Origin of the sequence: Yersinia pekkanenii (genome assembly GCF_001152565.1) — a bacterium.
Lineage (GTDB): Bacteria > Pseudomonadota > Gammaproteobacteria > Enterobacterales > Enterobacteriaceae > Yersinia > Yersinia pekkanenii.
On the sequence record NZ_CQAZ01000194.1, the window covers coordinates 1 to 769 of the forward strand.

Sequence of the window (769 nt, forward strand, 5' to 3'; positions counted from 1 at the left end):
ACTCGCGCGGGGAAACCTGATTTACTTTCCCATGTATAAAGTGCCTGACGACTCATACCTGCGTGTTTTGCATACTGGCTTACTGACATTAAACTCATTTCGCTGCTCCCGCGGCAAACCGTGAAGTTGGTGCCGACTGTCAACCCACCAGCGGCAAAGTGTCAATCAAAGTGTAAAGTGTCAACCGCTTGACACTTTTTCTGTCAACTTGACACTTTCACCCCGAAAAGTGTCAATCAAACTGTCAATCAAAAATTGCGCTAATTTCCCGCCAGACCAAGCAGCCAGAGACATGCAACAAGTCGATAACAGGAAAGTGTCAAGTGTAAAGTGTCAATCAAATTCAAAAATTTATAGCTAGGGAAACCACACGGCGCGCAATGACCCGTGTAATAAATGTTGCCAGGAGGGACCCATTTTTTTCTAAGACCCATCCACTCGCCATCAACCTGCTATTCCCCGCTCACTCTGTGCCACCACACTGATCTAATGTCTTCCTCAGTCCACGGCTCCACATGTTTCTCAAGTACCCTTTGAGCAGCCTTGAAGCCAGCCCAATAGCCGTTCTCGTCATTGTGGGTCATGCTGTAGGTGAATGCCTCAATGTTGCGATCCTCAGTATCCAGACACTCCCAGCCAGCACAGACCGCAATCATCTTGCGCCTGGTGAAGTTACTCAGGTGTCGATGGCTAACCCGCAACACATCAATAGAATCTTCATGTGGTGTTCGGCGCTTGATGTGCTTGAGTGCCAGTATCGGATTGTTTT

1 protein-coding gene is annotated in these 769 nt (G+C 48.1%); it reads left to right on the forward strand.

Annotation, left to right across the window (positions count from 1 at the left end):
* Positions 1-515 precede the first annotated feature (515 nt).
* Positions 516-769, forward strand: a 254-nt coding sequence (locus AEP37_RS27090) for a hypothetical protein (protein ID WP_209435175.1), incomplete at its 3' end; no start/stop codon positions are given.